This window comes from Caldicoprobacter sp. (assembly GCF_047459465.1).
GTDB lineage: Bacteria > Bacillota > Clostridia > Caldicoprobacterales > Caldicoprobacteraceae > Caldicoprobacter.
In genome coordinates this window covers 1-23,755 of the sequence record NZ_VSCO01000011.1, presented here as the reverse complement: position 1 = coordinate 23,755, position 23,755 = coordinate 1, and the positions used below count along the sequence as shown (strand labels likewise).

19 protein-coding genes are annotated in these 23,755 nt (G+C 46.0%); 16 read left to right on the top strand and 3 right to left on the bottom strand.

Annotated elements, in window-relative coordinates:
* The first annotated feature begins 89 nt into the window (after nt 1–89).
* From FWJ59_RS01705 to FWJ59_RS01630, 16 genes are all read left to right on the top strand, one after another.
* A complete protein-coding gene (locus tag FWJ59_RS01705) occupies nt 90–779 on the top strand; it encodes a DUF4004 family protein (protein ID WP_414480259.1) in 690 nt (229 codons plus the stop codon).
* A complete protein-coding gene (locus FWJ59_RS01700) occupies nt 776–1,645 on the top strand; it encodes a hypothetical protein (protein WP_414480258.1) in 870 nt (289 codons plus the stop codon). The genes FWJ59_RS01705 and FWJ59_RS01700 overlap by 4 nt, the downstream gene beginning before the upstream one ends.
* Complete coding sequence (locus tag FWJ59_RS01695) at nt 1,642–2,745, top strand: hypothetical protein (RefSeq protein WP_414480257.1); 1,104 nt, start codon at nt 1,642–1,644, stop codon at nt 2,743–2,745. The genes FWJ59_RS01700 and FWJ59_RS01695 overlap by 4 nt, the downstream gene beginning before the upstream one ends.
* Nucleotides 2,746–2,832: 87 nt before the next feature.
* Entirely contained in the window at nt 2,833–3,123 is a 291-nt protein-coding gene (locus tag FWJ59_RS01690) for a hypothetical protein (RefSeq protein WP_414480256.1), read from the top strand.
* Between the two features lie 196 nt (nt 3,124–3,319).
* Nucleotides 3,320–3,700 carry a DUF5362 family protein gene (locus tag FWJ59_RS01685; protein WP_414480255.1) on the top strand — a complete coding sequence of 127 codons (381 nt, stop codon included), beginning with the start codon at nt 3,320–3,322 and terminating at the stop codon, nt 3,698–3,700.
* 791 nt (nt 3,701–4,491) lie between these two features.
* Nucleotides 4,492–5,886, top strand: coding sequence for a Mur ligase family protein (locus tag FWJ59_RS01680; protein ID WP_414480254.1), 1,395 nt, complete (start codon nt 4,492–4,494; stop codon nt 5,884–5,886).
* Nucleotides 5,887–5,916: 30 nt separating this feature from the next.
* The gene (locus tag FWJ59_RS01675; RefSeq protein ID WP_414480253.1) at nt 5,917–6,969 is read left to right on the top strand and encodes a M42 family metallopeptidase; all 1,053 of its coding nucleotides are present in this window, start codon (nt 5,917–5,919) and stop codon (nt 6,967–6,969) included.
* Complete coding sequence (locus FWJ59_RS01670) at nt 6,954–7,979, top strand: M42 family metallopeptidase (RefSeq protein ID WP_414480252.1); 1,026 nt, start codon at nt 6,954–6,956, stop codon at nt 7,977–7,979. The genes FWJ59_RS01675 and FWJ59_RS01670 overlap by 16 nt, the downstream gene beginning before the upstream one ends.
* Nucleotides 7,976–8,968 carry a M42 family metallopeptidase gene (locus tag FWJ59_RS01665; RefSeq protein ID WP_414480251.1) on the top strand — a complete coding sequence of 331 codons (993 nt, stop codon included), beginning with the start codon at nt 7,976–7,978 and terminating at the stop codon, nt 8,966–8,968. The genes FWJ59_RS01670 and FWJ59_RS01665 overlap by 4 nt, the downstream gene beginning before the upstream one ends.
* A 3-nt stretch (nt 8,969–8,971) precedes the next feature.
* Entirely contained in the window at nt 8,972–12,076 is a 3,105-nt protein-coding gene (locus tag FWJ59_RS01660; RefSeq protein WP_414480250.1) for a DEAD/DEAH box helicase, read from the top strand.
* Between the two features lie 11 nt (nt 12,077–12,087).
* Nucleotides 12,088–12,975 (top strand): SWIM zinc finger family protein, encoded by an 888-nt coding sequence (locus FWJ59_RS01655; RefSeq protein WP_414480249.1) that lies wholly within the window; start codon nt 12,088–12,090, stop codon nt 12,973–12,975.
* Between the two features lie 124 nt (nt 12,976–13,099).
* Nucleotides 13,100–14,113 (top strand): LacI family DNA-binding transcriptional regulator, encoded by a 1,014-nt coding sequence (locus FWJ59_RS01650; RefSeq protein ID WP_414480248.1) that lies wholly within the window; start codon nt 13,100–13,102, stop codon nt 14,111–14,113.
* 277 nt (nt 14,114–14,390) lie between these two features.
* The gene (locus tag FWJ59_RS01645) at nt 14,391–15,332 is read left to right on the top strand and encodes a peptidoglycan-binding protein (protein ID WP_414480247.1); all 942 of its coding nucleotides are present in this window, start codon (nt 14,391–14,393) and stop codon (nt 15,330–15,332) included.
* A gap of 307 nt (nt 15,333–15,639) precedes the next feature.
* On the top strand, nt 15,640–16,173 hold the full coding sequence (locus FWJ59_RS01640) for a tryptophan transporter (RefSeq protein WP_414480246.1): 534 nt from the start codon (nt 15,640–15,642) through the stop codon (nt 16,171–16,173).
* 145 nt (nt 16,174–16,318) lie between these two features.
* A complete protein-coding gene (nagA, locus tag FWJ59_RS01635) occupies nt 16,319–17,494 on the top strand; it encodes an N-acetylglucosamine-6-phosphate deacetylase (RefSeq protein WP_414480245.1) in 1,176 nt (391 codons plus the stop codon).
* A gap of 23 nt (nt 17,495–17,517) precedes the next feature.
* Nucleotides 17,518–18,903, top strand: a complete 1,386-nt coding sequence (locus FWJ59_RS01630) for an MFS transporter (RefSeq protein WP_414480244.1) — start codon at nt 17,518–17,520, stop codon at nt 18,901–18,903.
* A 25-nt stretch (nt 18,904–18,928) separates the two neighbouring features.
* On the opposite strand, the gene FWJ59_RS01625 is transcribed toward FWJ59_RS01630, so the two are convergent.
* From FWJ59_RS01625 to FWJ59_RS01615, 3 genes are read right to left on the bottom strand one after another with little or no spacing between them, the layout of a single operon-like run.
* On the bottom strand, nt 18,929–21,292 hold the full coding sequence (locus tag FWJ59_RS01625) for a DUF3488 and DUF4129 domain-containing transglutaminase family protein (protein WP_414480243.1): 2,364 nt from the start codon (nt 21,290–21,292) through the stop codon (nt 18,929–18,931).
* Complete coding sequence (locus FWJ59_RS01620) at nt 21,289–22,500, bottom strand: DUF58 domain-containing protein (RefSeq protein WP_414480242.1); 1,212 nt, start codon at nt 22,498–22,500, stop codon at nt 21,289–21,291. Before FWJ59_RS01620 ends, FWJ59_RS01625 begins: the two co-directional genes overlap by 4 nt.
* A 2-nt stretch (nt 22,501–22,502) precedes the next feature.
* Nucleotides 22,503–23,441: an AAA family ATPase gene (locus FWJ59_RS01615; protein ID WP_414480241.1), complete on the bottom strand. Its 939-nt coding sequence runs from the start codon at nt 23,439–23,441 to the stop codon at nt 22,503–22,505.
* Between the last annotated feature and the right edge of the window lie 314 nt (nt 23,442–23,755).

Genomic DNA, 23,755 nt, shown 5'->3' with positions numbered 1-23,755 from the left:
AAAAAGTTTAAATCTCCTTGACTGCGTAACAATGTTATGTTACACTGGATTTGACGTAACATAACATTGTTGCGGGAGGGAGCTGTCAGGTGCTTATTTCGAAAAAGGAACTGCTTAAGCTGACGGGGATATCCTACGGCCAGTTATATCGATGGAAGCGTATGGGGTTGATTCCCGAAGATTGGTTTATAAAGCGGACCACCTTTACCGGACACGAGACATTTTTCCCAAAGAACAAGATACTGAACAGGATTAAAGCCATTCAGGAGCTGAAGGATAAATATTCTTTGGAGGAGCTGGCAAAAATTCTATCTCCCGAAGTATCCGAGAGGATTTTTACGGTGGATGACCTGCAAATTATCGACGAAATCGAAAAAGGGCTCATACCCTGTTTCTGCAACGTCCTGGGGAAAAACAGCTTTTTCTACGTGGAAGTGCTGGTACTCATCGCTATTTCGCAGTGCAAGAGGGAGTTTGGCTTGCAGCTTAGAGATGTGGAGGAGCTGTGTGCGGGTGTAAAGGACCATTTAAAGGATATCAAGCAGACTGATTTTTTATTTGTGCTGCTGGATAAGAACGGTGAATACTTTGTTACCATCCATGCCGAACAGGCGCAGGTATTTTTCGATAGCAGGTGGAAGGTACTGTGCCAGATTCGGCTCAACGATATTTCTTCCATCATGAAGGTTAAATATCGCAAGAGCTTTAATTTCAAGCTTGATGCTGAGGGGGAGGAAGTCCCTTTTGAGCTCACATCTGAAAAGGCGGTGCTGACATGAGGAGAAATTTGCTCGTCCTCGGAGAGAGGTATATAGAGGGGGATTACGGCTGCATCATGGCAGCCGGTGAGCTTCATGTAGATAACAGCGATATCAGGTCATTGTATCTTGCGGGGGAAACCAGCATCCATCGTTCTGCCGTTCACAAGTTATTTGGCGCCGGAGAGGTTAATGCCAATACCCTGAGCTTTGGCAATGTAAAAGTTGTCGGGGAAGTAAACCTGCAGGGCTTTTGTAAAGGGGATACTTTAACCATAACAGGAGATTTGTCGGCTGAATTCCTAGAATGCAGAATACTCGGGAGCAGCTTGCCGGGTTTAAAGGGAAAAAAGGGCCGCTTTGTATGGGGAAATGGCCATTTTACATGGCAGGGTAAGTTAAAAGCCGTAACATTTGAAAACTTGTATGCACTTGATCTTTCAGGCTGCGATTATGAGTTCAACAACATAATCTCTTCGGGTTTTTTGAGCTATAACGGCGAAATCGCGTGCAATAACTTTTACAGCTTTGGAGGCCTTTGCTGTGAAGGCATCAATGCCGAAAATATTACCGTAATCATAAATGACTATATATCTCTTCAAAGCGTTGCGGGGAGCAACATACGCATTTCTAAGGCCTTTCAAGCTGATAGGCTGTTTAAATCCATACCTAAATCATTCAAATATAAAAATTTCACCTCAGACTGCGGCATTGTTTACATTCCAAGCATTGAAGGGGATGCCATAAACATCGAATATACGAGGTCGGATGTGGTTTCGGGCATTGATGTGGTAATTGGCGATCTATGCATAGTAGACAGGGTGGAGTATAGTGGCAGCGTTGTCATTTCGGGGAAAGCGGTGGTGAATGAGGTGGTAAGGTTATGAAAAATGAAAAGGTGGAGGGCATCGGTTCTGTTTACGGCGGCGAGTATGATACCATTTCGTTTGAAGGTATAGGCAAACTAAAGGGAGATGTTACTGCCAAAAAGGTAATGGTGGATGGAATTTTTAAAGGCAAAGGCAAAATAACTGCCGACGAAATGGGAATAGACGGAATTGCAAGGATATTTCGCGATATCAAAGCTAAAAGCGTAAAAATAGAGGGCATACTCAAGTTGCGCCGCGCCTCTTTGAACGCTGACAGGGTCATATGCGAGGGCATTATGGTGGCAAATCGCGCGGTATGTGCCGATGAGATCTATGTTGACGGCATATGCTCCGTTTCAAGGATGTATGGCGACAACGTTATATTGAAGAACAATCACGATAGGATCAAAGCTTCCGGAAACTTCCTGCCCATAAGATTAAAACCGTTTATCAAGCTGTATTTTGGGCGGAATGTAAGCTTTGATTACTCGTTGGTCGATGTTCTGGAATGCACCAATTTGGAGGCCGAGGGGATTAAGGCCAAGGTCATCAGGGCAAATAATGTAAAGCTTAAAAATCGCTGTATAGTCGACAAGCTGTTTTGCGACGGCGAAATCTTCATAGATGATACATGCCATGTGGGCCAAATTATTTCCAAAGATCAGGTAATAACGGTTAAAAAGGAGATGGGGGATATGGCGAATATGACCCTTGTGAAGATATTGGACCTGTATAAGGATGGAAAGATTAATGCCGATGAGGCCGAAAAGATGATAAATTCCATAAAGCTTGCTTCAGGAGAGGGGTATACTTCAAGCGGCGGTACCAGCCTCCCTTGGGAGGATGATGGAAAGCTTCGCATAGTGGCCTATATAGGCAGGAGGCTGCTCAAAAAGGGTGATCCCGAAGCCCGCAGCATAGAAGTAAAATATGACAGCGAGGCCTTAAATGTAGAATGCTACGGCAATTTAACCTGCGGAAATGTTAAAGGGCACGTCAGTGCGGGAGGAAATGTCACCTGTGGGGATATAGGGGGAAGCGTATCCACGGGTGGAAATATTTACTGTAAAAATATAGGTGGGAGTATAGCAGCCGGTGGCGGTGTGCATATTATGTAAATGAGGATAAGAATCTTCAAGGCCAAGCTGTGGTTGTAAGCAGAATACTTTAGTATACCATTTTGACGGAGAAGGGGAACGGGGGAAGTGCTCAAGGGCAAATCAAAAGCCGACGATAAAGACCTCGATAAAGATGCCGGCGGTTTAGAAGCTGTCCCTTGTAGGACAGAATGGGGGCGGGAGGACCACCTTTATCAAGCTTTCTGTGCAGGCTGTATGAGCCCGAAAGAAAACTCGTGCTTCGATAAGCCTCTGGATGAGAAAGTGCTTGTGGAGGCCCTCAAAAAGGCGGGCATTATTTACGTCTCCCACCGCTTATCCAGCTGCAAGTTCTGTAGCAAGATTACCGTTTTTGAGGGTGGCAGATTGGTGGAATAGTGTTTATGTATAGGCCCTACCACCTCCACGTAAGGAGGTGGTAGCTTGTTTGGTGGTTGTTGCTCCGGGCATTTACGATTCATTTATTGATTTGATTATTATTTACTTTCATCTTTTCATATGATATCATAGTAACTATAAAAATATGGAATTGGCATGAATAGGGGTTACCAATATAAATTTAAGGGGGAGAAACATGAATTTAAGAGTTCAATTGAATGACTTGGCCAGATGGACGGGGGTTGTAGGGTGGCTTACCATAATAGGAGGTGCCATTTCTGCTTTAGGGGGTTTATTTGCTTATATAGTAGGAGCAATTCCAGGCATAATAACGGTGATTTTGGGGATAAAACTGATAAACGCAAGGAAACATGCGCTCAATATCTCGCTGAGCATAGAAGAAAACGTCGATCCCAATATGAACGGCATGGTAAGGGAATTGGCCATGTATTTCAAGATACAGGGGATTTTACAGATAATAGGAATAGTTTTATGCATATTCGCTTTGTTAGTTGTGTTAATAGGGGTTGTGGTAGCAGGCATGTCATTTATGGACTTGTATGGATCTAGTTTATAGATTTACCATAATCTGGCGTGAAGTTGTTGAGCTTTGTTTGATGGGGGTTAATATAATTAAATCTTCTCTTTTGATTAGGCTTCTTTTATATAAATTTGAGAGAGCAGATGTTACCGTTAAAATGTCATTGGTACGTTGAAGTTTGGCTAACCAGTTGATCGTTTCCAAAGCATACCACATGGTTGCTTTTTTTTACTGTCGAGATACAATTGCATTGATCTCCTTCTTTTAAATAAAAGAAAGTATATTTGGCAAGGAAGTCTTCATTACTTCAAGGGCTGAATGACCATTGTCAACCAACTTTAATTGATTGATGCCGATTTTCTTTCAATCCAAATCGTAATACAAACCTTCACGTGTAAATCTTTCGTCCTTTACAAGCAGCGGGTCTAATAAGACACTTTACCCCAGCATCATGTTATACTATATTATATACATTTTAAAGTGCTGTTTAAGCTATAATGGTTAAAACACATGTTTAAAAGTGTAACATAAAGCGTTTGCACTGAATGTCTTTTACTTAGATAAAAAGGAGGTTTATTTTGTCCTGCATCTTTCATGTTTTACTAGCTTAAGATGCATATATCATCAATACGATTTAGGAAGTCAAGTATCGGGAAATAACGTGCAAAATCCCCCATATAGGGAATACATACAATTAATGTAGTGCAGCATTTAGCATTGCTATTTTCATCTCAGGTTTGCGTTGGTGAGAAGATTGGGTAGTACTAGTCTTTAGCGAGAAACTATGTTATAATGGATTAATAAAAATATTGAAAAGGTGGAGTTATATGCTTTTAAAGGAACTTCTGGCGAGTACACCTGTTTATGAGCTCGTAGGCCTGAGGGAGATTGAGATAAAGGGTCTTGCTGTTACCCCTGAAGAGGTAAAAGAAGGCTACCTGTTTATTTATGACCCCGAAATGACGCAGCTTTCCTACCAAGAGGCGGTAAAGCGCGCCGTTGAAAGAGGGGCTGTAGCCATATGTATTGGTCAGGATCAGGAGATAATTCCTTTGAACGTGACATTTATCAAAACCTACCATATTAACCGTTTCATATCGGCAGTTGCGAGGAATTTCTATAACAATCCATCTCAAGTCATAGAGCTTGTGGGCATCACCGGCAGTCATGGCAAAAGTACCATCGGCTGGATGATCAAGTCGGTATTGGATGCTTCAAATCAGGATGGGGTGATCATCGGCAGTACCTATTGTCAAATGAACGATGAACCTTGCAGGCTATTTAAAAATGCCATTTTTCCTCTAACCTTGAACCCTTTGTTACATGAAGCTATCCAAAAGGGTATTGGCATCGGCGTGATAGAATGCTCTTATACTGCTATTGTTAAGGATTTGTTGAGGCATATATGGTTTGACAGCATAATCTATACCGACCTTTATACATATTTCCAGAATCACCGGTCCGATAGCCACTATTTAGAAATAAGGAAGACCTTGATAGATCACTTAAAGAGCGTAAACTCTCCTATAATTTTAAATGTGGACGATTATTATGCCAATCAGCTTAAAGGGCGTACACAAATCGGGTATGGCATTTGCCATAAAAGCTACGTCAATGCGCAGGATATACATCTAACTCCTCATGGCAGCCGTTTTACCGTAAAGACTTCCCAGGGCAGCTGGGATATCGTGCTCAACGTGCCCGGAATACATAACGTGTACAATGCGTTGGCTACCATTGCTTGGTGTCTAAAAAAGGGCATGGATATGGAGCTGGTGCGGTATGGGCTTGAGAATTTTGAGAGCGGAATAGCCATTGAGATGGGAAATGATGTTTACAGGAATGTAGATATATACGTAAGGGATACGCTGGATGTGGATGAGCTTGATGCTTTGTATTCACAGCTGAAGGGCCGGACCAAAGGCAAAATGGTGACGCTTTTCCCTGTGGGTGGCCACATTGATGTATCAAAATATAGGGAAATAGGACAAATAGTCAATCGCCATAGCGATCATTGTATACTGGTAACCGATTATGCATTCCATGGCCCCATGGAAAAGGCTTTTAACATAGCGCAGCAAATGGGGAATACGGTTATAGGACATGAGATGGATTGTTACAAAGCTATTCAAAAGGCGGTGGAGATAGCCGGAGAAAAGGGCTGTGTATTGGTATTATCTCCTCCGGATCTTAATGAGAGGTTTAGCGACGCAATTTCTTAAGGTTTAAAGTGATCAGTAAGGAGGATAGGTATGGAAATCAAGAATTTTCTGGCCCAATTGGTGGCCATACCGGGGATATCGGGCAATGAAGAATCGGTTGCCCGGATCATATCCCAGGCATTTGAGCCCTATTGTCAGGAGGTCATAATAGATCAGTTTTATAATGTGTACGGGCGCAAGACTGACGTCATAAAGGAAGATATGCCCAAAATCATGATTGCTGCCCATATGGACGAGATAGGGCTTATGGTAAGCGATATTGACGAAAGGGGTTTTATAAGGTTCACCACCGTGGGCGGTGTGGATCCGCGCATACTGCTGGCTCAAGAAGTAGAGGTCCACGGTAAGCAAAAGCTGTTTGGCGTCATAGGAGCTAAGCCGCCCCATATACAGCGACCGGAGGATGCCAAGAAAGCCATCAAGATAAAGGATATGGCCATAGATGTGGGATTGCCTTATGAAAAGGTAAAGGAGCTTGTCAGCATAGGCGATGCTATCACCTTCGTAAGCCCGTTGACCGATCTGATGGGACAGATGGTCAGCGGAAAGTCGCTGGATGATAGAGCGGGAGTGGCGGTGCTCCTTCAGACCATGAAGGAGCTGGATGCCCTACGCTTTGCTGCTGAAGTGTTTTTTGTAGCCACCGTTCAGGAAGAGGTAGGAGTGCGGGGAGCTACCATAAGCGCATACAAGCTGGAGCCCGACATAGGGATTGCCATAGACGTTACCCACGGCGATATGCCTGATGCGCCCAGGGACGAAACCTTCTCCATGAATAAGGGGCCGGTCATTGCGGTAGGACCCAACATGCATCCCAAGCTAACGCAAAAGCTGATGGATGTAGCTAAGGAATACAATATGGCTTACATGGTAGAGGTGGAGCCAAGGCCTACCGGTACCGATGCCCGGGCCATTCAGATATCCCGCCGTGGGGTACCGACGGTTCTCGTTGAAATACCTTTGAGGTACATGCACACTACGGTGGAGACCTTGAATTTAAGCAGCATCAAGCAGGCAGCAAGGTTGCTGGCGCGTTTTATCGCTTCATTAAAGGAGGATTGGAAAGAATGGCTGAGCTATTGAAGAGATTGACAGAAGTGGCAGGCGTGTCCGGGGATGAAGGTAGGGTTCGCCAGCTTATAAGGCAGGAGGTAGCGCCTTTTGTCGACGACGTATACACCGACAGGATTGGCAACCTTATAGCTTATAAGAAGGGCATGGGCAGCGGTAAAAAAGTCATGCTGTGCGCTCACATGGATGAAGTGGGGTTTATAATAACCGGGATAGGCGAAGATGGCATGTTGAAGTTTAAAACGGTGGGAGGGATAGACCCCCGCGTCCTTGTGTCCAAAAGGGTGCTGGTGGGGGAGAAAGGCCATGCCGGGGTGCTGGGAATTAAGGCCATTCACCTGCAGGAGCCCGAAGAACGGGAGCATGCCATTAAGGTGAAGCAGATGTACATAGACATAGGCGCTACTTCAAAGGAGGAAGCCTCTCAGGCTGTAAAGTTGGGAGATTATGCGGTATTTGACAGCCGGTTTGTGGAGTTTGGCGACAACAAGGTTAAGGCAAAAGCGCTGGACGACAGAGCGGGCTGTGCGGTGCTCATCGAGCTCATAAAACAAAACCAAAGATATGATTTTGACCTATATGCCTGTTTCAGCGTTCAGGAAGAGGTGGGCTTAAGGGGAGCAGAGGTCCTAGGATATACCATAAATCCGGACATAGCTATAGTGGTTGAGGGTACTACCTGCTCCGATGTGCCGGGGGTGGATGAGCATTTCTATACCACCTTGATGGGGAAGGGACCAGCCATTACCATTATGGATGCTTCCTCTTACTCCAACAAGGAATTGGTGGAGATGCTGGTGAATACGGCCCAAAAAGAGGGAATCCCCTTCCAATTTAAGAAGGGCGCATCCGGTGGGAATGACGCTGGAAGGATCCACCTAGCAAGAGAGGGCATAAAGGCGGCGGTAGTATCCATACCATGCCGGTATATACACAGCCCATCGTCAGTTATGGATTTGAATGACTATAGAAATACCATAACTTTGATCTCAGCATTTTTGAAAGGATGTGAATTACAATGAAAGAGCTTCTAAAAAAGCTGACAGAAGCATATGGTCCTTCTGGGAATGAGGAGATTATTAGGGATGTAATCCGTCAGGAAATTGAGGATTATGTGGATGAGATAAGGGTGGATACGCTGGGCAACTTGATAGCGGTTAGGAAGGGCAGCGGCAAAAGGGTCATGCTGGCCGCGCATATGGATCAAATAGGTTTTATGGTAACCTATATCGATGATAAAGGATTTTTGAGGTTTACGAGGGTTGGTGGAGTTTCGGTAAGGGACAGCATACACCGCAGGGTGATCTTCAAAAATGGCGTTGTCGGTGTTATAAGCTATGAAGAGGAGATCGACGATATAAAGGATATCAAATTGGAAAGGATGTACATCGACATTGGGGCTTCCAGCCTCAAGGAGGCTGAAAGCATGGTAGCCATAGGGGATGTGGCGGTGTATCACTCCTCGTTTTCGGAGAATTGCGGCAGATACATTGGAAAGGCCATGGACGACAGAGCAGGATGTGCGCTGCTCATAGAGACCGCCAAGCGGCTTCGGTCTTCGCCCCATGAGATATACTTCGTGTTTACCGTGCAAGAGGAGCTGGGAGTGAGGGGTGCTAGGACCTCAGCATATGCGTTGAACCCCGATATAGGCATTGCGGTGGATGTGACGACTACGGGGGATACGCCTAAATCCAGACCTATGGCTGTAAAGCTGGGGGGTGGACCTGCCATTAAGGTAAAGGATTCTTTGGTGCTGGCGCATCCCAAGGTTAGGAATTTGATGGTGAGCAGGGCGCAGGAGGCAGGAATACCTTATCAGATGGAGATATTGGAGTCGGGCGGTACCGATGCAGGGGCAATTCATCTTACCAGAGAGGGTGTACCTTCGGGAGTGCTGTCCATACCGTGCCGGTATGTCCACAGCGACAGCGAGATGGTGGATGCATCTGATATGGAAAATGGCGTGAAGCTTATGCTGCATATATTGGAGGGTGAAATAGAGATTTAAGTTATGATTGTACTTCATGTAGCTTGGACGGGTAAAAACTTTTTTATATGGGCTGAGCAGGAACCTGGTTTGGATGTTCAAAGGAAGAGGGGGAGACCGCCTAAAAATCCTGGCGGGATCCCCCATACATTCCAAGCACCTGTAAACAAGATCGTTTCAACGCTTTCTATTTTATATCCCGGTGTCGATTGGGGCAAGGTAGCCAAGGAGGATAAACTGTGGCTCCTATTGCCTACCGGAAGGCATGCACCGTTGCCTTCACCGGGATTATGTGCGGAATTCGAAAATTGGGAATATAAGTTGGCCGGTTGGGAGATAACCGGCTTATCTATTCCAATACCCACTTTTATTGAGGGCATAGTGGCATGTAGCCATGATGAGCAATATGGAGATGAAGGTGACAACGGCGATGGCCATTTGATTTTTGGGGATGACTGGAATTTTTGGGTGCTGTGTGGACGATTTGTGCTGCGCATGCTGTGCCGCCAGAAGTTCATACCTTCCTTGGCCCCGGGGGAAGAGGGAGGGGTGGTGGCCGTATGGCAGCCGGTTTTTGAAGACCCGGAGGATCGTGGGATTTTGAAACGACTTGTAAACGCTATGCCACCGGTATGCTGCAGCGTCATTAAACAGCCTCAACAACATGGGGAACTGGCAATGCCATACGATGTCATCATGGACTATTTACGTGTGACCACCGATGAACTCATCCGCACCTGGTTGGGAGATGTCAGCCAGCCCGATCAAAATGCTCCCGTTGAGCGAAAGTGGCTATATGCTTTAAGGGGCAAGAGACGGCGCATTATTGCGCCTAAAAGGCAAATTGAGGGATTGGTAAAAGGGCTTAAGGAGTGGACTGCGGTCTTAAGGGAAAACAAGGGGAGTTTCCGTACCTGCTTGTGCCTTGAAGAGCCTAAAGACGGGAGCGAAAATTGGTACCTGTCGTTTCATCTTCAGGCCACCGATGACCCGAGCTTGTTGGTATCAGCGCGGGATGTATGGCAGATGAATGAGAAAGTTGTCACTTTGCTCAATAGGCAGTTTGAGCATCCGCAGGAGAGGTTGCTCGAAGACCTGGGGAAAATACTTAAGATATACCCAGTCATTGAGAGGGGGCTTATGGAGCCCCGACCCGAAGGAATGTTCCTTACAACCGATGAGGCGTATTTTTTCTTGAAAGAGATATCGGTACTGCTTCAGGACAGCGGGTTTGGAGTTATAGTCCCTTCCTGGTGGCGAGAGAGAAAGAGAAGAACGCCGGGGGTGAAGTTAAAGCTTTGCCCTGTCCGAGATCGCTCAGATGCCGATTCATCTGGGCAGCTTGGGCTGGATTCCATTGTGGAGTTTGAGTGGAAATTGTCCATTGGAGAAGAGACCATTGACTATGAAGAATTTAAACAGCTGGCTGCCCTTAAAAAACCCCTGGTGTGCATCCGTGGGCAATGGGTAGAGCTCAACCCGAGGGATATGGAAGCAGTAATAAGGTGGCTGGAGAAGCAGAAAGGCCCAAAAAGGGTATCGCTTAAGGAAGCCCTTAGCATGGTAATGCACGCAGATGAAAATGGTCCGGATGTCACAGGAATAGATTCTGAAGGATGGCTGCATACCTTTATGCAGGGATTAGCAGGCAGCGAGGGTTATACCATCCTAGATCCACCACCCGGTTTTTGCGGCAAATTGAGGCCCTATCAGATTCGAGGGTTTTCCTGGTTAACCTTTTTGAGAATCCGAGGTTTTGGCGCCTGCCTGGCCGACGATATGGGGCTGGGCAAGACGGTGCAGGTGATTGCCATGCTGATTTATGAGAGGGAATGCCTGGGGGTGAAAGGGCCTACGCTGCTCATATGCCCTACTTCGGTGGTGGGCAACTGGATGCGAGAAATAGCGCGGTTTGCCCCTGGCTTAAAAATGTTCATTCATCACGGCACTGATAGGGCTACGGGTAAGGAATTTGTCGAAAAGGCATCCAGTCATGACCTAGTCATAAGCACTTATAACCTGGTACACAGGGATCTGGACATTCTGGCCATGGTAAATTGGGAGGGCATAGTGCTGGATGAGGCTCAAAACATAAAGAACCCTTCCACCAAACAGGCTCAGAGCGTGCGTAAACTGAAGAGCGGATATAGGATTGCTCTTACGGGAACTCCTATAGAAAACCGATTAATGGAGTTATGGTCTATTATGGAATTTTTAAATCCCGGGTATCTGGGTAGTCGTGAAAGCTTCCGCAAAAAATTCGTCATTCCCATTGAAAAGCATGGGGATGAAAGGCGTGCCTGGCAGCTTAAGCAGCTGATTAAGCCATTTATATTGAGACGCGTAAAAACCGATCCCGCTATCATTCAGGACCTGCCGCTCAAACAGGAGAATAAGGTTTACTGTACCCTGACCAAAGAACAGGTTACCCTTTATGAAGCGGTACTAGAGAGCACCATGGAGCGTATAGCCACATCCAGCGGCATTGAACGGAGGGGATTGATTCTATCGTTGCTCACCAAGCTCAAGCAGATCTGCGACCACCCAGCCCTGTTTTTAGGCGATGGCAGCTTGGTTAGCAATAGATCGGGCAAGCTTATGCGCCTGGTTGAGATGCTGGATGAGATATTGAGCGAGGGGGACAAGGCGCTTATATTTACCCAATATGCCAAAATGGGCAAGATGCTTCAGGCGTATCTACAAAGGAGATTTCGACGGGAAGTGTTGTTTCTCCACGGCGGTATTCGAAAGGATGAGCGGGACCGTATGATAGAACGGTTTCAAACTAAAGAAGGCCCCGATATATTCGTGTTATCCTTGAGAGCAGGAGGAGTGGGATTAAACCTTACTCAGGCTAACCATGTTTTCCATTTTGATAGGTGGTGGAATCCCGCTGTGGAGAACCAGGCTACAGATCGCGCTTTTAGAATCGGACAGCACAAGAACGTTCAGGTGCATAAATACATTTGTATAGGAACGCTGGAGGAAAAGATTGATCTGCTTATTGAAAGGAAGAAAGATTTGGCAGATAAAGTGGTAGGATCCGGTGAAGCGTGGCTTACCGAACTCAGCGATGATGAGCTGAGAAGTCTGTTTGCTCTTGAAAGCGAAGTTGTGCGGAATGAATAGGGGGACAAAGGATGGCGTCGAGGGAAAAAAAGGGGTTTGGCTCCAGTTGGTGGGCTAGGCAATGGCTGGAGGCTTTGGAGTCCTTTGAGTGGGGTAGATGTTTGACTCGCGGTAAGGCTTATGCGAGGAACGGAAACGTACTCGATGTGGAGATATTGCCTGGGCTGGTCAAAGCCCATGTACGTGGTAGCAAGAAAACTCCATATAAAGTTGAGATTTCCATGAAGACCTTGTCAGAACATGAGTGGGAGCAGGTGCTGGATGCTTTGGCCAGCAAAGCGATATTTTCAGCAAAACTTCTGGTGGGCGATATGCCTGGCGATATTGAGAAAGCCTTTTCTTCGCTAGAGGTTTCCATATTTCCAAGGCATACCATGGATCTGACTGCCCACTGTACCTGTTCTGACTGGCTCAGCCCCTGTAAGCACATAGCAGCGGTTTATTACATCCTCGCCCAGGAGTTTGACCGTGATCCTTTTTTGCTGTTCAAGCTAAGGGGTATGAACAGAGAACAGATTATGGAAGCCATTCGCAACAGAAGGACGAGCGCAGCTCAACCTGTGACAGCAAAAAAGGAGGAAGATTTGCCCCAAGGGGTTAAAAGTGAGTACGGCTTACAGAATGATGGAGTATCATTTGAAGAAAAAATTGACGAAAAGGTAAGGCCGATTACAGGTAACTTACAGCATGACGAGGTATCGCTTATCAATTACTGGACCGGCAAGATGAGAAACATGGATATAAAGATAACCGTTGAGCCGCCACTGGTGGAACAATCCATTTTGAAGAGGCTGGGTGAGCCCCCATTTTTTGCAGGAAAGATGGATATGATAAGGCAGCTGGAGCAGGATTACAAGAAGGTGCTCTTAAAGGCTATCACGGTGGGATATAAGGATTAATTGGTAGGTTAGATTGTTAAAGGATTTGCATTTATCTTGATAATTTGTGCGGCGATATTTATAATACAAGTAACCGATTACCTATACGTCTTGTAATTTTTTAAGCGGAAAGGGGCAGGGGACATTGGCTACCATATATGATATAGCTAAAAAGGCAGGTGTCTCTGTAGCCACTGTATCTAGGGTATTAAACGGCGTGGATCACCCCGTAAGGGAGGAGACGCGCCAGAAGATAATTGAAGCCGCCAAAGAGCTGGGATATAGGCCCAATAAGATTGCCAAAAGCCTGGCACACCGCCGCACGTATACCGTGGCTTTGCTAATTCCCAGCATCACCAATAACTTTTATACCGAGATTGCCGAGGTAATTGAGCAAAAACTGGGCGAAAAGGGATACAGCACTTATTTATGCAATACCCAGCGCATGATCGAAAAGGAGACGCAATATGTGGACGACCTTATAGCCCGTAAGGTGGATGGAGTGATATTTAGTCCGACGCGGGTGAAGCCCGAGGACAATTTGGTGAATGCAAAAAATTTGGAAGAGCTCAGGAAAAATGGCATAGCGGTTGTAGCCTTTGGTAGCCATTTTAGCAATGTCAGCCAGGTGTATATCAATACCTATGAAGGTGCTTTGGAAGCCACTCGATATCTTTTAGAATTAGGGCACAGAAGGATAGGCTTTATAGACGGTTTGGAAGCTGGGACCAGGAAGAGCCGTCGCCGAGGCTATATAGATGCGCTTAAAATGGCAGGCATAAGTATAGATGCGAGCCTCATTGTATCGGGGAATCTTGAAATGGACGGGGGATACGAATGCGTTAAAAAGCTGATGAGGCTTGCCAACCCTCCCACCGCCATAATAGCGGTAAACAACTTTATGGCCATCGGTGCATTGAAAGGTGCCAAAGATATGGGCATCAATGTACCGGAGGAGTTGTCCATCATTGGTTTTGATGACAGCAAACTTTCCGAAGTTGTAGAGCCGCCGTTGACGGTGGTTAAGCAGCCTCTAAAGGAGATCGGCGATGTGGCGGTAGAGCTGCTTATGGAGCAGATGGAAAGGGAAGGTGCGCCCAGAATGGTCAAATTAAAAACCCAGCTTGTAGTAAGAGCCTCCTGTGCCAGAAGAAAATAGAGTACGCCATTTGGATAGATGATGCCCGTCTTATAGAATAAACGGGCATTATTTATTTTATTATTGCCTATAAAAAGCCGCTGTATGCAATTTTGTGTAATATATCTACAATATGGTATGCATGCGTTAGAATGAAGGTGATGAAAAAATATTTAATATTTGTGTAATATTTTTTTAACAATTTGTCTTACGGAGATTTACTTATTTGACAGTATATGAAAGCGCATCCTATAATAGTAATCGACGTAAAATTCAGCTCATGGGGGGTGTAGAGCAGGTGCGGTACATTTTATCCCGAGCTGGCATTTACAGGCTGGTTGTTGTAACGGCTATCTTCATGTTTATATTATTACCCGTTGGACGAGCATGGGCTGCATATCCTGTGCTATCGCTGGGAAGTAGGGGTGATGCAGTTGCCCAGCTGCAGCAAGCACTTAAAAATCAGGGATATTATACTTATTGGCAGGTTACGGGATATTATGGTCCCATTACCAGGGACGCGGTTATGAAGTTCCAAAAGGCAAAGGGTCTTACGGTGGATGGAATTGCGGGTCCCGTTACTCAATCCGTTCTTTATGGTAGCCAAAACGGGTACCGTATTTTAAAGTTTGGTATGAGAGGGGATGATGTTTCCCGGCTTCAGAGTGCGCTCAAACAGCAGGGGTATTTCTATGCCAACGTCACCGGGTATTACGGTAAAATTACTGAAAATGCCGTGATAGCCTTTCAAAAGGCCAAGGGGCTGAGAATTGACGGTATAGCGGGTCCCCAGACTCAGAGCGTGCTGTATGGCGGTGGTCAAGTAACGTCGCAGCAGTCTACCAGCCGCGGAGCTGCGTCATCGCAGAAAGAGTCGGATGACCTGTTCTGGCTGGCCAGAATCATACATGCTGAAGCCGCCGGTGAGCCCTATATAGGTAAGGTGGCGGTCGGAAGCGTTATAATGAATCGCGTAAATTCTCCCGGCTTTCCCAACACCATATATGGGGTTATATTCCAGTATTATAATGGCATACCGCAGTTTAGCCCAGTACAGGACGGTACCATATACAACACGCCTAGTGATGAAAGCTATCGAGCTGCTCATGAGGCTTATAGCGGTTCCAAACCGGTGGGAGATGCTTTATACTTTTTCAATCCCGCCAAGGCAAGCGGCTCTTGGATTGTAAAGAATCGCATATATGTTGCTACCATAGGAAACCATGCCTTTTATAGGTAATTTTAGAACGAGAGGATAAGGGGGAGTGATCCCCCTTAATTTGTTATGGTAAGGACGTCACAAGATTGCTTTAAACTCGTATATCTCAATGACATTCAATGGGAAGATGAGATGATGGGGCACTAAAGATATAGCAGTACATAAAGGGAGTAGGTGGGGAGCTTTGCCATTTTGATTATTGACATCAGTTTATTTGTTTGTTACTATAAAGGCATATATAGAAAGGTGTGCTGTGAGGTTTTATTAGACCTGGCTGGCGCGATGAGATGAGACGAGAAGAGATGAGATGAGAAAGGGGAGAGGAGACGTGAAAAATTTAAGGGATTTTGTTTTAGCGGGATTATTACTGGCAATCGGGGTGGTGTTGCATTATATCACGCCGTCGACGGGTACGGTCGTGAAGCCTGACTTTCTGCTGCCCATGCTGTTTTTGTGCCTGCTGTGTTTTGATGACGTCAAGGTGGGATTTGTAGCCGGTCTGGCAGGTGGTGTGCTGTCAGGCATTACCACCAACGTGCCGGGAGGGTTTTTACCTAACCTCATCGATAAGATAATTACGACGGCGGTATTGATACCCCTTATATACGCTTTAAAGAGGTTTGTCAACATGTACGTCATTTCTATTGTAGTTTCAATTGTTGGGACCCTAATAAGCGGGTTGGTGTTTTTGGGGGTAGGTACTGCGATGAAGGTTTTAACGGCGGAGACATCCGCTGTTGCTTTTCTAACCGCTGTGCTTCCCGCTATAGCAGTGAATGTGCTTCTGGTGGCACTGCTATTCGGTGTTTTAAAGCAGACCGGCAGGCTTTACCAGAGAGTTACTCGTAAGGTTTCTTCCTAATTAAGTATTGAGGTGGCATTTTGCAAATGGCATTGTGCCAGCAGGTCAAAAGGCAAAAAAATATCAGTAAATATTTTAAGGAAAGTAAACCTCCTTGGGAATTTGGCATATTGCTAGGTATATGGCTACCCAAGGGGGCTTTTTTATGAAAAAATTCAGCGGGGGGATGTGGTCGGTGAAAATTCTAACCGGTGGGAAGGTTTATTTAGAGGGGAAATGGCAATGCAATGTAGACATAGTGGTAGAAGAGGGAAAAATTTTGGATGTTGCCCCTAGAGGGAAATACGCTGAAGGGGAAGTTATAGACGTCAAGGGGAATTATGTATGCCCGGGTTTTATAGATATTCACGTTCATGGATGTAAAGGTCGAGACGTCATGGATGGCAGCGTGGAATCCCTTGAAGTAATGTCAGAGTTTATGGCCCAGCACGGTACCACGGCTTTTTTAGCTACCACCACAACTCATGGGAGGGAAGAGATAAGGAAAAGCTTGGAGGCAGTAGGCGATGCCCTACATAAGGATATCAAGGGAGCTCAGATTCTCGGGATTCATCTGGAAGGCCCTTTTATTAGCCCCAATGCGAAAGGTGCCCATGATGAAAAACGCATACTTGCCCCCAGCCGTGAGAATTTTAGGGGGCTGGTAGGGGATTACGAGGGAATTATAAAGATGGTTACCATGGCCCCCGAGGCCGAAGGAGCAAGGGAACTGGTGAACTACTTAACGGATAGAGGTATATTGGTATCCATGGGGCATACGATGGCTAATTATGAGCAGTGTATGGCTGGGTTTGAGTGGGGGATGACCCATGTCACCCACTTATACAATGCTATGTCACCATTTAAACACAGGGAACCTGGAGCGGTAGGGGCTGCTTTAGATAGGGACGGGGTTACGGTGGAACTCATTGCTGACTTGGTTCACGTGCACCCTGCTGCACTGAGAATAGCTGTGGCTATAAAGGGTAGCGATAAAGTGGCACTTATAACTGATGCCATGTCGGCTACGGGAATAGGCGATGGTGACTATATCTTAGGTGGGCTGGAAGTAGTGGTAAAAGAAGGGGTAGCTCGATTAAAAGATGGAGGCAACCTTGCGGGCAGTACCCTTACCCAGGATCAAGCCCTGCGTAACTTGGTTTTGATAGGGGTACCGCTGGAGGATGCCGTTAAAATGCTCACCGAAGTGCCGGCCGACATCATAGGCATCGGGGATAAAAAGGGCAGGATAAAGAAAGGCCTGGATGCTGATCTGGTCATTTTGGATGAAAAGCTGCATGTCAATTGTGTGTTTATAAAAGGAATACAGATCCAGTCGTAGTATCTAATGGGGGATATAACGCCGTGAAAGGCAAATTTTTGCTTTTTAAGGAGCTAGATATTACACAGCAGCTCAGGGAAGACCTCAATAGGATTGTATGGGGGGCTAGTCTTGGCATAGTGTTTTTTGTATGCCTCAGTGGTGCCCCCTTTGCCGGCTTTGTACGCGCTCTTGGAGTCAGCGAGCTGATGTATGGTATTTTGATGTCGTTTCCGGTGGTGAGCGGCGTATTTCAGGTGCTGGCGGCTTATGTGCTGGAGTCCACAGGAGCCAGGAAAAAGCTGTTTTTTCTTGGCGGCTTCTTTCAGCGCCTTTCCATAATTCCCGTCGTGCTCCTTCCGCTTATTATTCCTGAAGAGCTGAAGGGGCTGACCGTAGGCCTCATAGTGTTTTTTTTGCTGATTTCAGCAGTGGGCGGCGCTTTCAACGGGGTAACCTTTATGTCCTGGATGGCAGCACTTGTGCCATTAAAAATACGCGGGCGATTTTTCAGCCAGCGGCAAATGATGTTCACCTTTAGCGGTATGGTGGGGGGAGTGCTTGCAAGCTGGGTACTGGATCGCATAGGCGGTTTTGTTGGCTTTGCGGTGGTATTCGTCATAGTGACTATATTTGCTGTAATGGATATCCTTTGTTTTATCCGAGTGTATGACCCGCCAATGGCAAAACCGCAGCATCAGCTGTGCCTGAAAAAGATGTGGAACGTTGCGTTACGGCACTCAAATTTCAGACGGTATTTGATTTTTTGGGCGGTATGGGTGTTTGGCGTCAGTATCGCTGGGCCGTTTTTTAATGCCTATATGATCGATTATTTGAAGATGAGCTATCTGGAAATTACCCTCTATACTCAGGTAGTTAGCAATATCCTCACCATATTTGTCGTACGAAAATGGGGTATGCTGATTGATACCTTTGGCAACAAGCCAGTGCTGCGCGTTTGTGGTACGGTGGCATCTGCTCTTCCTTTTCTATGGCTGTTGGCTACTCCAGAGAATTATATGATTATCCCCTTTATACACGTTTTTACCGGTATATTCTGGAGTGGGATTGATTTGACCTCCAATAACCTGGTAATGAGCCTTTCACCTGACGAAAATCGCTCATTTTATCTGGCTAGCTTTTCAATGGTGACGTCGGTGGTGGGCAGTATAGTGGCTTATGCCCTTGGTGGCTTGTTTATGGAGGTTACAGCTGAGCTGGCCAGAAGTTTAGATATTGTAATTTTTGGGCATCGACTTACCAATTATCATATGCTGTTCATACTTTCTGCTGTCATACGGTTTATAGCCATAACCTTCCTGGTGTCTCCCATACATGAAGATGAATCGGTTGAGCCTAAGGAGATGATTCGCCGTTTCATATGCATGATGGCGGGAAGGAAAGGAAAGGTCCAAAAAGCTCAGGGATAAAAGTAGCTGTATGGATGTAGCACTTTTAGAGGTTGTGCCGCCTTAAAATTTTCGAAGAAAGCTCTTTGGATATCAGCTTGAAAGTGTAAGGATAAAAGCCCAGCAGGCTTTTTATGTTTTCTTCTAAATTGTAGTAAAAATTGAGTATTTTTCTCATTTCATGCTCGGTTAGCTGATAGTTGCCAAATTGATTTTTTACTACCAGCTGGCATATGTCCATCATAGAACCGGCAGGATTGGTAAGCCAGGCATCTACTCTCTGTGCATAAGAATAGGGGGTTTCTCCTTTGCGCATAGGGAAGCCATAAAGGGTAAGGAGCCACAGTATTTGCCTGTAGCAATAGCTGAGCTGCTGCTTGAAAGGCAGCTTTTTTATTTTTCTCCAGCGGAGCATATCCCATATTCTAAGCCCTGCCATACCGGCTCCTGCCACGACAAGCGGCGTAAGCAAGACCAATAAAACCCAGGGTGTTTTGCCTGTTGATGATGAATCGATTGGGCTGGCTATTTCAGAATTTAAATCGGATTGGTAGTTGTTAAACTGTTCACCCTGTATCCATGGATAAGGAGGTTCATCCCAATAATAGCCGGGGTATTCATCCTGATGTTGACCCGTTAGGCCCTGTTGATTTTGCGATTGGGGAGTGGGATCAAAAGTCAGCCAGCCCACCTTTGGGAAATATATCTCCACCCATGCATGGCCGTTAAGCTTTTTGACCTCGTAAAGGTTTTCCTTATAAGGCTGAGAGGGCATCTTGAAGCCTTCTATATACCGGGTGGGCAACCCTACAATTCTACCCATCACCGCCATTGCTGTGGCAAAATAGGTGCAATACCCCCTTTTGAGCTCAAATAAGAAGTAATCGACAAAGTCCACGTCAGGGGGGGTATAAGGGGGTTGCAGGGTATAGCCGTAATTTTGTTGTAGGTAGGCCTGAAGGGCCAGCGCCTTGGCTAAAGGCGATTCTATTCCTCGCGTAATTCTGTAGGCCAGTTCAACAACCCTTGAAGGTATGGTATCGGGCACCTCCGTGTAGTGTTCCTGTATGTAAAGCAGCTTTTCTCGGTTGGCACCTTCCCATAGGGATTGTTGTGAGATGGGCTTATGCCAGTCGATAATGGGGGTATAACTTTCAATGAAGCTCTGGAATGCCGGGTCTTCAATGGCCGGCACGCTGACGTGAAGTATATAGCTCTCTGATGCCGAGATATCCCTCGTGGTAAAAGTTTCTCCTTTGCCGTTGAAATAGGGGGTAAAGCCTCCCCAGCTTTTCTGTATGGTGATACCTTCAAGGCGCTGGGCATTGAATATGACTGAGGTTTCAATGCCGGTATGGGTCACCGAAGCTTTTATGGGAATGAAAAAGCGATCCTTAAGCTGGCGGCTTAGATCTTCCCATATGGGCTCATCCCAATCAAACGCTTGGCTATACTCGTTTTCCCAGCTTATGCTGCCCAGCTTATATCGTTTATCTTCTATGGAGTTTTGCCAGCCACCGCCCGTGTACTCATTGAGTATGGTGCCCCTTAAGTATAGGGGGGCAGTGGCTATTACCCTCAATGCCACGTCGCCGCTTATTATTACGGGCCCGCCCAGCTGTTCCGATGAAGATGGAAAGCCGGTCTGAGAAAGACGAAATGGCTGCCTGGGTTTTGAAAAAGTTGACCATTCCGACCATCTGTCGCTTATTTTTTCAACCGTCTGCTCGAGGAAATCCCATTTGAGGTGCCGTGTATCATCTGGTAACAATATTGACGACGTTAAAATTATGGCTATGGCCAGGGGAAGCGTTGAGATTTGCCATACTCCAAAATCGGGCATGCTGTAGTGTCGGGAAAGCCTCCTGTACTGTTTTGCGCCCAACATCATAAGCCATCCTAAAAGTACTGGCCACAGCCACGGTAATATCTGGGTATGGCCCAAAGCCCATTCTATGGTTATAATGCCAGCACACAGGATGGATGATATAACCAGCAATTCATGCTTTATGGTTAGCAGATATACAACAAAAGATAAGATGAATACTATAAACCAGGTGCTTGGGAATACATGCTGTGCTTCAAAGGAGGCCATGCCAAGGGTATAATCCATTAACCACTTGAAAAGGCTTAGTATTTCGTCCAATCGGCCCTTGACAGCAAAATATCTCAAAAGGATTCCTACACCTACAGCCGTTGCTGATGTCAGGGTTATCAAGGCCAGGCGGCTGGAGAAGTAAATTGAAAGGGCTATGTAAAATGCGGTTACCATCAGCAGTATAGCCCAATATGGGACTGAAAAATCCAGGGATACCAGTATGGACTTTGTCAGTCCGCTTACCATGAGGGTGAATATCAGCCATTTCATTATGTAGTTAAGCACGGGATTGAATGTGGATTTTTGGCTCATAGTTCGCTCACCAGTACCTCGTCTATTCGTTCATCGGTATGAAGTGGGAAACAAGGTATTTCTCGCCTGTTTAGCTCGTCAATCATGCGCTTTGTATCTTCCTTCAGCCCGGGACTATGATATATCAAAAAAACCAGAGGGTGTATATTGGACTGCTTTAGCAGGCACAGGCGGTTGAACAGTTGGTAGCTCATATCATGGACGATGAGCACAACGCTCTGCCCTTTGTTGAATCCATGAGATTCCATGGAAAGTATCTCGTCCATGCGGAAAGGACTGTTAAAGGGTAGCGCTGCCAGATAGTCAAAAAAGCGATTGAAATCACCTGGATTCCTGCCGCTGAGCTGTTGCCGTTCCATGTGATAGATTATCAGCTGCAGCGAAAGCCATTTTGAGAGTACAAAGTGTATGAGAGCCACAGCGCATTCTATCATCTGGTCTTCCACCTTGTAGCGGGCTATCCCTTCAGAAGGGAAGGGGAATGTCTCCAAGAACATGAGTATTTGTGGCTGGGTGTTGGTTTCATAGTTTTTGACGTACAAGGCCTGTAATTTGGCGGATACTTTCCAATGGATTTTTTTAAGGGGGTCACCGTAGTGATACTGGCGTATGTCGCTTAGGGATGAGGGCTCCTCTGTTGGCAAAAATTCCTGCCTGGTGGTGCCTTCGGCTTGAATTTGAGGCAATGGAAGGCTGGTTAACCTGATGACTCTTGGTGCTACACTTAGCCTAAGAGGCTTGTAATACGAACGGTTGAGCAGGTTGGTGTAAAAGGTAAACAGGCCGAAAGGGTCGCCAACCTCCACGCCGATGATGCCCAACGTGTAGTCGCCTCTCAACTCGCATGTGAATTCCTCTTTGATTTCACCATAATGGAAGGGAAGGATGCACAGGACTTCTTCTTTTACCTCGTTTATCAGGGCAGATTGGGGTATTTGATAGAACACCTTGATGTATGGGTATATGAATGGCTTGTCATTGTGTATCTGTATAATCAGTGAAGCCCGGTCTCCTTTTGTTGCCTGCTCAGGGGTTACCCTCTGCAGATACCGGAAATCCATGAGTACCCACAGGTTAGTGATGAGGGCGTAGAATATGAGCGATGCAATTACTGCAAAGCCCATGAAGAATATCTTTTCCCCGCTATAAAGCCCCAACCCCAATAAAAGCGTTCCAAGGCTGATAATAAAGGCGCGTACATGCTTCATGGTCAGATCACTGGCACGTATACCGAATTTAGGATTGATCTTAAAATTCGCTCGGCAGTCAAGTCTTTAAGACGCGCTTCGGGTTTTAGTATCAAGCGGTGGGACAGGACCGGGATCACCATTTTCTGCACATCATCGGGTATGACGTAGTCCCTGCCCTCCAGTAGGGCATGTGCCTGTGAGGCACGCATAAGGGCAATGGCGCCTCGCGGACTTGCGCCCAATGTCAGGTCCTTGTGTTCGCGGGTACACGCAACCAGCTCGGCTATGTATTCCTTTATGCCTTCTGCTACATTTATGTGTCTAACCTGCTGTTGAAGCTCTAAAATCTGCTGTGCATCGGCTACCGGCTTTAAATCCTCCATGGGGTTTTGAGTTTGAAACCGGGAGAGTATGAACATCTCCTCCCGCTTGGTAGGGTAACCTAGTGATACTTTGATGAAAAAGCGATCCAGCTGAGCTTCAGGCAGGGGAAAGGTACCTATGTATTCGATGGGATTTTGGGTAGCCAGCACGATGAAAGGCTTTGGTACAGGGTAGGACTTGCCATCCACAGTTACCTGGTGTTCTTCCATGACTTCAAGAAGGCTAGCCTGGGTCTTGGGCGAGGTGCGGTTGATCTCATCGGCCAGTATGACCTGGCTCATTATCATCCCCGGTTTGAATTCCATTTCGCCGGTTTTGAAGTTATACATGGTAAAGCCAGTTATATCCGAGGGCATGATGTCGGGCGTGAACTGGATGCGTTTAAAGGATAGGTTGAGGGATTTGGCAAGGCATGATACCAAAGTAGTCTTGCCAACGCCGGGGACATCTTCGATGAGCACATGACCTCCCGCCAGAAGAGCAATTAGGATGAGCTGTATGACGTGGCTCTTCCCTACTATTACCTTTTCTATATTTTCCTGTATATCCTTGACGAGTTTCTGAGGATCGTTCATCTTTTTACCTACCTTCTTGTTTTATAATTTATTTGCACGATGGCGCTCTTGTGTTGATCAAGAATAATGTAGGATTAAATGTTACGTTGTGGATTTTAAGGATTGCAGCACTTTGTATTAACTGCTGAGATCATTGATTGTATTATTGGTTCAAATAATTGGTAGTGTCAAAAGCGATTGATTGTGCGTTTTAAGATGTCCAGGATGTTTAAAAATATTATACCATATATGAGCATCAAAACGAATTGCTGCCTTATTATTTTATGACCTCATTTTGCGCTTTTTGGCCAAATTTCGTGATATAATAAACCCAA

Coding starts and splice junctions, on each gene's coding strand:
- FWJ59_RS01625 (WP_414480243.1), bottom strand. CDS start 21,292: ATGAGCCAAAAATCCACATTCAATCCCGTGCTTAACTACATAATGAAA.
- FWJ59_RS01680 (WP_414480254.1), top strand. CDS start 4,492: ATGCTTTTAAAGGAACTTCTGGCGAGTACACCTGTTTATGAGCTCGTA.
- nagA (WP_414480245.1), top strand. CDS start 16,319: ATGAAAAAATTCAGCGGGGGGATGTGGTCGGTGAAAATTCTAACCGGT.
- FWJ59_RS01670 (WP_414480252.1), top strand. CDS start 6,954: ATGGCTGAGCTATTGAAGAGATTGACAGAAGTGGCAGGCGTGTCCGGG.
- FWJ59_RS01660 (WP_414480250.1), top strand. CDS start 8,972: ATGATTGTACTTCATGTAGCTTGGACGGGTAAAAACTTTTTTATATGG.
- FWJ59_RS01665 (WP_414480251.1), top strand. CDS start 7,976: ATGAAAGAGCTTCTAAAAAAGCTGACAGAAGCATATGGTCCTTCTGGG.
- FWJ59_RS01620 (WP_414480242.1), bottom strand. CDS start 22,500: ATGAAGCATGTACGCGCCTTTATTATCAGCCTTGGAACGCTTTTATTG.
- FWJ59_RS01655 (WP_414480249.1), top strand. CDS start 12,088: ATGGCGTCGAGGGAAAAAAAGGGGTTTGGCTCCAGTTGGTGGGCTAGG.
- FWJ59_RS01685 (WP_414480255.1), top strand. CDS start 3,320: ATGAATTTAAGAGTTCAATTGAATGACTTGGCCAGATGGACGGGGGTT.
- FWJ59_RS01700 (WP_414480258.1), top strand. CDS start 776: ATGAGGAGAAATTTGCTCGTCCTCGGAGAGAGGTATATAGAGGGGGAT.
- FWJ59_RS01675 (WP_414480253.1), top strand. CDS start 5,917: ATGGAAATCAAGAATTTTCTGGCCCAATTGGTGGCCATACCGGGGATA.
- FWJ59_RS01615 (WP_414480241.1), bottom strand. CDS start 23,441: ATGAACGATCCTCAGAAACTCGTCAAGGATATACAGGAAAATATAGAA.
- FWJ59_RS01695 (WP_414480257.1), top strand. CDS start 1,642: ATGAAAAATGAAAAGGTGGAGGGCATCGGTTCTGTTTACGGCGGCGAG.